We start from the raw sequence: 9,520 nt of genomic DNA on the forward strand, positions 1-9,520 counted from the left end.
TGATTTTGCCGGTGATAACGCTGTCGTCAAAATATTCTCCGGTTGCCTCCTGTGTTTTTGTCGATGCACAACCTGTGACTGTTATTAACGTCATGGCTAAAAAAAGCGCGGAAAAAAATCCAATAAGATATTTCATGGCTAAATCTCCAGTTAAGTGCCCATTTCGGTAGACAGAAGAACCTTTAATCCTGAAAAGAGCAGTTGAGCCACGGATGGACACGGATTTACACAGGTGAACAATGGCTTACATGAGTTCTTTGCGGCACCCGTTGGGTGACCGCTAGTCTTGCATCACTCAATGTAGTATCGGCGTTTATCTGTGTAAATCTGTGGCTAACTGATTTGTCTAGGTTAAACAGTCTACCAATAGTGTTAAAACACAAAAACAAACCGGCTAAAATTCAACTCAAGATCAGGCGTTGCTTCGACAACCGATACAGGTTTAGCGAATATCCCCATAACTTCAAAAACACTTTGGCACTCTAACCGCGGAATCAGCCTCAGTCGGTGCGGTAGGGCACATTCATCCACATATTTTCTGCACTCAACCTTTTCGTGCCTTTCGTAGAGTGACTGGGTTTTCCATAGCGGCATAATATTCGCCGCGCCGCGCAGCCCCGTTGCATTTAGTCCGGTGATACAAAGCTTCCTGCGCCTCCGCCGCAAAGATTTCCTTGCCTTGCCAAATCTCCAAAGCCGGCTGCTGGACGGCGCGGGCAAACGAAAACGACAACGCCCACGGCAGCCGCGATTTGAAACTGACATTCATCGCATTCAAACGGGCCGAGGCCAGTTCAGCCGATTGGCCGCCCGATAAAAACGTAATTCCCGGAACGGCGGGAGGAACGGTTCGCAATAGGCATCTTACCGTGACGTCGGCTATCACATCTGTCGTTTCCTGCTTCGGACAGTCCAAGCCCGGAAGCACCATGTTCGGCTTCAGCAGCATACCTTCCAGCATGACCCGTTGCCGGTAAAGCTGGCCGAACACCGTATGCAATACGTCCTCCGTTACCTCGGAGCATCGTTCCAGCGTATGATCGCCGTCCATCAGTACTTCCGGCTCGACGACGGGAACCAATCCGGCTTCCTGACATAATGCGGCATAGCGAGCCAGCGTCTGCGCGTTAGCCTCAATGCAACTCCGGCTGGGAATGCCGCCGCCTATCACAAGCACCGCGCGCCATTTGACAAACCGGGCGCCCATTTGACTGTATTCAGCCAAACGGTCGCGCAATCCGTCCAGACCTTCGGTTATCTTCTCGCCGGGGTGCGCGGCCATATCCTTTGCCCCGGCATCAACTTTGATTCCGGGAATGATGCCGGCAGCTTCGAGAACTTTAACAAAAGGCATGCCGTCTTTAGCCTTCTGACGGATGGTCTCATCGGTGAGAATCGCTCCGCTAATATAGTCTTCGAGACCGGGTGTGGTCACAATCAACTCCCGATAGGCGCGTCGGGCTTCCTCGGTTTGAGGAATACCCAGCTTTGCGAATCGTTTGTTGCAGGTCGAATTACTTTCATCCATAGCCAGCAGGCCTTTATCGCCTGCGACCAATTTCTTTGCAGTGTTTACAAGCTCTTGCGCAATCATTAGACATTACTCCACTTCCGGTTACGGATTCCCGGCAGGTCTTAGCCATGCCGGGCGATATATTGCTTGTGCTCGATAAGTTTGTCCTTGAGCTGTTGCTTCAGGTAAATACCTTTGTTGCCAGTCTGCGGCAGACGGTCGATGGTATCCATAACCAGATGGAAACGATCCATATCGTTCAGCACCATCATGCTTGGCGCCGGCGAAAGTAATCAGCTGAATGCCGCTTCTTTCATAATATTAATAATGGTATTTTCTACATCCCGCGCCACCACTTCCAGGCGTGGCGCGCTGAACATGGACAGCAATTCGGTTGGCTTTAAGGTTGCCAGAATGGTTTTGCCGCCTTCCTCATAAAGAGAAATTCGGCATGGCAGTGCGGTGGAGACGCCCATGTTTTGATCGAGAACTTTCTGGGTTTGTTGCGGCTGGCATACTTCAAAAATCACGCATTCGCGAGCGGACTCCACGCCTTTTTTCTTCATTATTTCTTTAAGGTTGTGCACTTGCATGACCACAAAATGATTGGCTTTGACAGCGGCTTGTAAAGCCGCGGCTGCCTTACTTATAGTTTTGTCGGTAGAGAATTTGACTAACATAAACGTCCTCACATCGTTAATAGTTCACTTAGTAGCAGCGCTTGGAGCTGGTTTATTTTTGAATAAAATATCACTTTGGATCATCGTTTTGCTCTCTGCAGGCTACGTTTGGGCTGGAGATTGGCCGGAGCCAAGTTCAAGTGCATCGCACACAGAATGGGCAATCATCAGTTCTTCGTCGGTGCGAATAACGCGAACTGTGACCCGGCTGGTACTGGCGGAAATTATTCTCTCGGATTCTTTATTGCGTTCCTGACTCAGTTTGATGCCGAGGAAGTCCAATCCTTCACAGATACGGGCTCGAATGATCGGCGCATTTTCGCCAACGCCTCCTGTGAATACGAGCGTGTCCAATCCACCCAGTACAGCGGCGAAAGAGCCGATCCATTTTTTGGCTTGATAACAAAACAACGCGACAGCTTCAGCCGAGCGTATGTCGTCGGTTTCCTGAGCGAGTAAATCGCGCAGGTCGGAGCTGGTCTCTGAAACGCCGAGCAGTCCCGATTCGTGGTTGACCATATGGTTGAATTGCGATGCCGTCATTTGCTCATTTTGCACCATAAACGAAACCAGTCCTGGGTCCAAATCACCGGAGCGGCTGCTCATCACCAAACCTGCTGCGGGCGTGAAGGCCATGCTGGTGTCGATGCTTTTTCCATTACGCACTGCCGCCATGCTCGCGCCATTGCCAAGATGGGCGAGGATGATTCGGCTTCGTGCGGCTTTGGGGCCGGATACGCGAACTAATTCTCTCATTAGAAACTCATAAGACAATCCGTGAAATCCGTACCGCCGCACCCCCTGCGCCTCAAACCGCCTGGGGATCGGCAACAGTTTTGCGACGCGCGGCAGATCGTGGTGAAAAGCCGTGTCGAAGCAGGCCGCTTGGGGTAAATTGGGGAATCGGCGATGAATCGCCTCGATCAAAAGGATCTCTTCCGGCATGTGCTCAGGATCGAACGGGCTGAGCCGACGTAACTCTTCAATCGTTTCCGCAGTGATGAGCTGCGGCTTGCAATACTTCGGCCCGCCGTGGACTATCCGATGCCCCACCGCTGTCAATGTATCGGGTCCGATGCGTTCCTCGATCCAATCCATCAGGGTATCCACTGCCGCCGTATAACCCCCTTTCATTATTAATCGCGAAAAGCTGCCCGCCAAGCTCCAGTCTTTAACTCGCAAAGTGGTTTCCGGTAGTCCAATCCGCTCAATACTACCCTCAAGAACCCGTCGGAGAGAGTCGTCAACTTCGAACAGCGCGAACTTAATACTCGACGAGCCGCCGTTAATTGCCAGTATTTGCGGATTATCTAGGGTCATGGGATACCTACTTTGTCGTTTAGTAATCCCAATGAAGCCAATTGCGTAGAGGTAGATAGATAATCCGTATGAAGAATACTGCGGATTCCTAAATTCTCAGCGACTTGAACGAACAGCGGGGTATTTTCAAGATAGATTGCCTGTAGGGCTTGAACTTGAGCGATATCCAGCGCCAGCCGAAAGATATCCGCGTCAGGCTTACGGACGTGGACGAAGCAAGAGGAAATAAATGCGTCCACAAAGCTGTTCAGCTTGAACTTTTGGATTCGGTACTTGTTCAGCTCGCGGCCTCCGTTGCTGATCACGACGATTTTCAGGCCGTGCCGGATCTTGAGCTCAGAGACTAGCTCTATCATGTCCGGATAAGGTTTCGATTGCGCGTACATGAAGTCTCGAAACTGAGTTCGGGTGAACGGCCGCTTTTGGTAAAAGACTACCCGATTTAAATATTCTTCCAGTGAGAGCTTCCCTTCCTCGTAGACGCTGAAGTTCAGAAGATGCCTACTCTCCATCTCGGCCCAATCCAGATTGAAATCCGCCGCCGCCCGTTCGCGAGCATGATGATCCCAGCCGTTGGTCAGCAGAACACCGCCTATATCCACAAACACACAGCTTATTGCAGTTGTTTTGCTTATCGTCGCTTCTTCCGTTAATTCGATCATCGTTGCCATAAGATTCGTCCGTTTTCCAGTGGGATTTCCATGCCGTCGAAGTAGGGTATCAATCGCACGGTATAATCCGTTGGGGGACGAGCCGAGGACACAGCAGTTCCATAAACATAGCCACCTGCTGTGCCGACCAGTTGGCGAAGTTGAGTCATTTGTTGCCGTACCGGGGCATTATTCATGACGCCATCAGCGTAAAGCTCTATCCGCACTGATTTGAAGTCGAGGTTATTGAAATAAACCTGAACCTCAAATAGGTGATTCTCGCCACGTGTCTCAACCTTGACTTTACTAAAGTGCAGGGCAGCCCATTTCTGTTCCAGATTATGCTGCCAGTCGACTATTTGTTTACCTATCGCGCATTCATTGGCAACACGTAGTTGGTAAGCGGTAGCAGCCGGAATATAGTGTTGCTCAGTGTATTCACGTACAGTGCGGTTGACTGAGAAGCGCGGCGTCAGTTGCGCCATGCTTTCTCTCATTCGCTGGATCCATGCGGTTGGAATACCGTTCTCGTCTCGGTTATAAAACTCCGGGATCACCTCTCGCTCGAGCAGATCGTAGAGTAAATCGGCATCGGCAGCGTCCCCGGCGGGATCATCGCCATGCCCGAGGCTACCATCGCCCAGCGCCCACCCCAACTGAGGCTGGTAAGCCTCTGCCCACCAGCCGTCCAATACCGAGACATTGAGGCCGCCATTGACGAGTACCTTCATGCCGCTTGTTCCGCACGCCTCCCAAGGCCGTCTTGGTGTGTTTATCCAGACGTCCACTCCCTGTACCAAACGTTCGGTCAAATACATGTCGTAGTCGCTGAGAAATATCACCTGTGGTCGAGCTTCGGCCCGCTGAATAAAATGCATCCATTCCCGGATCAGGCTCTGCCCAGCCCGGTCTGCCGGATGGGCTTTGCCGGCAATGATAAGTTGCACCGGCCGCTGAGTATTGGTTAATAGACGAAGTAATCGCTCCGGATCGTGCAGTAATAGGTTTGGCCTCTTGTAAGTTGCAAAGCGCCGCGCAAAGCCCAATGTCAATGCGTTCGGATCAAATAGATGTTTTGCTCGTTCAATCGCTTCGGGCGACTCGCCGGCAGTAGCCAATTGACTGGATAATCGCTCGCAAGCGTATTCAACAAGAGACTTGCTGGCGGCGGTACGGAACTGCCAGAGTCTGGCGTCGGAGACGCGGTGAATGTCCTGCTCCAGGTTTTCCATTGTTCCCAGCCAGCGATCTTTGCCACAGGCTTCCGTCCAAAGATCATCGGCCGATGCTGAGTCCCACGTCGGCATGTGAACGCCATTGGTGATATGTCCAACCGGTACTTCGGCCAACGGCCAATGAGGAAAAAGAGGAGCAAAGAAACGCCGGCTGACTTGTTCATGCAAACGGCTTACGCCATTGACGGCTCCGCTACCGCGGATTGCCAGATAGGCCATATTGAAACTTTCAGACGCATCGTCCGGGTTCTGACGGCCTAGAGCCAGCAAATCATCGATCGTTATGCCTAGCCTTTGCTCGGCATAACGGTAGAGGTATTGTTTGATAAGACATGGAGCGAAACGGTCAAATCCTGCCGACACTGCGGTATGGGTTGTGAAAAGGTTACCTGCCCGGGTGACGGCCAGCGCGACGTTGAAAGGCTGTGCGTTTTTTTGCATGAAACAGCGGGCGCGTTCCAACACAGCAAAAGCCGCATGCCCTTCATTAAGGTGACAGACTTCCGGGTAAATGCCAAGCGCCTCAAGCAGCCGCCATCCACCGATCCCCAGCAGCAGTTCCTGCTTGAGGCGAAGCTCCGGCCCGCCGCCGTATAGCTCGCTAGTAATCCCTCTATGAGTTGGAAAGTTCGCCGGGTCATTGCTGTCCAGTAAGTAAAGCTTCAATTTTCCGACCCGAACCTGCCAGATGCGCAGCCAGACCGAATAGCCGATTAAGGGTATTTCCAAACGGAACCATTCGCCGTTTGCTTGACGCACAGGCGTGATAGGTAACTGTCCCGGGTCATTGTATGGAAATAAGGCTTGTTGCGCTCCATCCTTGTCAATGACCTGCCGGAAATAGCCTTGTTGATAGAGCAGTCCTACACCGACAATCGGTACGCCCAGATCGCTAGCAGCTTTAAGCTGGTCGCCGGCTACATTGCCAAGTCCGCCCGAGTAGATTGGTAAAGCTTCGCTGAGCATAAATTCCATGCTGAAATAGGCAACACAGCTTAAGGGGCTTTGCGGATGGTTCTGCTGAAACCAGGCGGGCGCCTCCACTGCTTCCAGCTTCGTCTGTAACAGCTCATCAACGTTGTTGCGAAAAACAGGGTCGGCTAGCACAGATTCGATCCGGTCGCGCGATACTGTTTGCAATACGACCCAAGGATTATGCGTGGTTTCCCATAATACAGGATCAAGATGCCGCCATACTTCATCGGTAGCATGATTCCACGACCAGCGTATATTCAGCGCAAGCTCAGCCAACGAGTCGAAGCCTTCGATTTCCGTAGGTAGAAGATTGTAAACAGGACTACAAACGCGCGTTTTTTTGCTCATAGCTTCTCCTTTATGACAGAAGATACTCTAGTCGCAAAACTAGCCACAGTCGGTACGATAGAACACATACTCAGAGAGCGGGTTCTGTATGCTATAGCGTATTCGGCATAACCGGTTCAGTTAATTCCGAAGAGCTGTTGAGAATGCCCGGCCGGACATCCTGCTGTCTTCTACCGGGCACAAAAAGAGCAGTGGTTTTTGCTCCTATTATACGTGTCAACGCGTCAGGCATTAGTATTACAATGCGGTCAATATCCTTACGGTGGAGCATCCGTTCGATCTTCTCCTTGCTGGACATGTTTTAGTACATGTTTTGTCGGTTCTGCTGATCCGATTGCGATCTAGTTTCATAGTAAGCATTAATTTTATCCACCCAAGCCTGATCCGCCATATCGGGCCAGTGATCCTTATCGAATCCCGGTGCACTTTCAAGGCGATTTTTGTTAACGTTCAGCACGAAGCGCTTGTGCTCCGTGTCGAGTTTCAGTGCGTCCCAAGGTACAGCAAAAAGCTTTTCTCCCATGCCTAGGAAACCGCCAAAGGACAGCACCGCATAAGACACTTGGCCATTGGTCATATCCAGCATGATTTCCTTAATGTCACCCAGATCCTCGTTATTTTCATTGTAGACATCATTTCCAATGAGAGTATCGGCGCCCATCAAGCGAGGACCGGGGCCTTGCTCGTCAGTGTCTTTGTACATACCATAGGTATTGCGTTCTTCAAAATTCATGTTTATCTCCTGTCAAAAAGGATATAGAAGGGCTCTTTACGGAATGCCAGAATCCGATCCGAGCGTATAGATGATGTTTCATATCACTCATATATTATGATGCGCACAAAACCGAATGCAGTCGGTGCGGCAAAACACATAGGTTAAGAGCTTTTGAAAAACGTCGAGGAGTCTATGTTGAAAGACTTAGTTCGGCTGTAACTACTCAGCGTTCTTAAATACAATGGAACGCAGATGACGCTGATAATTATGATTAAATAAGATTTTATCTGCGTTCATCATATTCATCTGCGTCATCTGCGTTCCATTTTTCTAACTGCTGAGTAGTTACGTTCGGCTTAGCGTTTTACCGACTGTGTCATGGTTTAGTTGGACGGTGGGTTGATGGCGTCACGCGCCAGATGTTGTTGCCCACATCATCGGCGACCAGCAACGCTGAATGTTTGTCGAGCGCGACGCCTACGGGCCGCCCGAATGCATTGCCCTCGGGGCTAAGAAAGCCTGTTAGCACATCAATCGGTTCTCCAAAGGGCTTGCCTCTTTTGAAAGGCACAAAAATTACCCGATAGCCGCTACGTGGATTACGGTTCCACGAACCATGCTGGCCGATAAAAACGCCGTTATTGAACGGGGTCGGCCATGCGTCATTCTTGGAAAAAGCCAAACCGAGAGCAGCAGTATGCGACCCGACTGCATAATCCGGCACCCGGGCCTTGGCGACAAGGTCGGGTCGCTGAGGCTGCACACGGTCATCCAGATGTTGTCCATAATAGCTGTAGGGCCAGCCGAAGAAACTGCCGTCGGGTACCGAAGTCAGGTAATCCGGAACCAGATCGCTGCCCAGTTCATCTCGTTCGTTGACCACGGTCCAAAGCGCTCCGCTATCCGGCTCCCAGGCTAATCCGTTGGGATTTCGAAGGCCGCTGGCGTAGATGCGATGGGTGCCTAGCTTGGGGTCCACTTCCCAGATGGCCGCGCGACCGGCTTCTTTATCGATGCCGTTCTCGGCTACATTGCTGTTCGAGCCCACCGTTACATAGAGACGCGAACCGTCCCGGCTGGCGCTTACATTCTTGGTCCAGTGATAGTTGATTGGACCCGCAGGCAGATCTATCACTTTGGTTCCAGGCTGGATTATTCGAGTTTCGCCTTCGGTATAAGGAAACTTCACCAGTGCATCCGAATTGGCCACATAAAAATCGTTGCCTATCAGGGCCATCCCGAACGGTGAGTTTAATCCTTCAATGAATACTGACCGCGTTTCGGCTACACCGTCGCCATCAGTATCGCGCAGCAGTGTGATGCGGTTAGCGCTCGGCACGCCTGCGCCCGCATCCTTCATGATCTTCTTTATGAACCAGGCTTTAATGCCTTTGTCGTCTTCGGGTTTCGACGGCGCATTGGTTTCGGCGACCAAAACGTCGCCGTTAGGCAGCACATAAAGCCAGCGTGGGTGATCGAGTCCGGCGGCAAAAGCGTTCACGGCCATTCCCGGCGCTGCCTCCGGTTTTCCATTTGTAGGCCAGCCTATAGCCTTCGCGACATTCACGGTGGGGAATAAGGTCGGGTTGGGCGGTGGCAGTTGGGGATGAGGACCAACGCCAGCCGAGGCCGGCAACTGCGCGACTTCGCCACATGCTGCTAAAATTGTTGCTACCATTGTGAATAATAATGAGAGTCTGAGGTACATGATCATAAAGTCCGATTTATGCTTAGTGCTGGAAGCTGGGCAATGCCTGGCAGACTTGATAGCTATGAATATAAGTCTTTATCCTGGCTTGCATGATGTAGTGAATACTCATGGGATTCTCCTAAGTTAAAACAAGCGTGATCCACAATGAATACAGCGGATTCATCTTTGATTAGTTAATAACTGATGCTACGCTGTTAGCCGAAGGAGTCGCTAGTGCGACAGTTATTTGAATCGGGGTCTCGCCCCCGAAGGCGAGTTACTTTCTTTTGCGCCGCCAAAAGAAAGTAACCAAAGAAAAGGCGACCCGGTTGCCGCTTGCTTCCTGCGTTCCTCGCTTTCACCGAGGGTTGCCAGAAGGGCCATCCCTGGCCCT

General features: G+C 51.3%; 8 protein-coding genes. All 8 read right to left on the reverse strand.

Annotated features, from left to right (window positions below; translation table 11 throughout):
• Positions 1–544 precede the first annotated feature (544 nt).
• Positions 545–1,594 (reverse strand): class I fructose-bisphosphate aldolase, encoded by a 1,050-nt coding sequence (locus tag EPO18_RS17190; protein WP_292435444.1) that lies wholly within the window; start codon positions 1,592–1,594, stop codon positions 545–547.
• 41 nt (positions 1,595–1,635) lie between these two features.
• A complete protein-coding gene (locus EPO18_RS17195) occupies positions 1,636–1,785 on the reverse strand; it encodes a phosphoketolase family protein (protein ID WP_292435445.1) in 150 nt (49 codons plus the stop codon).
• A 21-nt stretch (positions 1,786–1,806) separates the two neighbouring features.
• Complete coding sequence (locus EPO18_RS17200) at positions 1,807–2,193, reverse strand: DUF302 domain-containing protein (RefSeq protein ID WP_292435448.1); 387 nt, start codon at positions 2,191–2,193, stop codon at positions 1,807–1,809.
• A gap of 102 nt (positions 2,194–2,295) precedes the next feature.
• Positions 2,296–3,513, reverse strand: coding sequence for an acetate/propionate family kinase (locus tag EPO18_RS17205; protein ID WP_292435450.1), 1,218 nt, complete (start codon positions 3,511–3,513; stop codon positions 2,296–2,298).
• Positions 3,510–4,184 carry an HAD family hydrolase gene (locus tag EPO18_RS17210; RefSeq protein ID WP_292435451.1) on the reverse strand — a complete coding sequence of 225 codons (675 nt, stop codon included), beginning with the start codon at positions 4,182–4,184 and terminating at the stop codon, positions 3,510–3,512. Before EPO18_RS17210 ends, EPO18_RS17205 begins: the two co-directional genes overlap by 4 nt.
• On the reverse strand, positions 4,172–6,721 hold the full coding sequence (glgP, locus tag EPO18_RS17215) for an alpha-glucan family phosphorylase (protein WP_292435453.1): 2,550 nt from the start codon (positions 6,719–6,721) through the stop codon (positions 4,172–4,174). Before glgP ends, EPO18_RS17210 begins: the two co-directional genes overlap by 13 nt.
• Positions 6,722–7,022: 301 nt before the next feature.
• Positions 7,023–7,454 (reverse strand): PRC-barrel domain-containing protein, encoded by a 432-nt coding sequence (locus tag EPO18_RS17220; RefSeq protein ID WP_292435454.1) that lies wholly within the window; start codon positions 7,452–7,454, stop codon positions 7,023–7,025.
• A 358-nt stretch (positions 7,455–7,812) separates the two neighbouring features.
• Positions 7,813–9,144: a PQQ-dependent sugar dehydrogenase gene (locus tag EPO18_RS17225; protein ID WP_292435456.1), complete on the reverse strand. Its 1,332-nt coding sequence runs from the start codon at positions 9,142–9,144 to the stop codon at positions 7,813–7,815.
• Between the last annotated feature and the right edge of the window lie 376 nt (positions 9,145–9,520).

Source organism: Methylobacter sp., from assembly GCF_004322395.1.
Lineage (GTDB): Bacteria > Pseudomonadota > Gammaproteobacteria > Methylococcales > Methylomonadaceae > Methylobacter_A.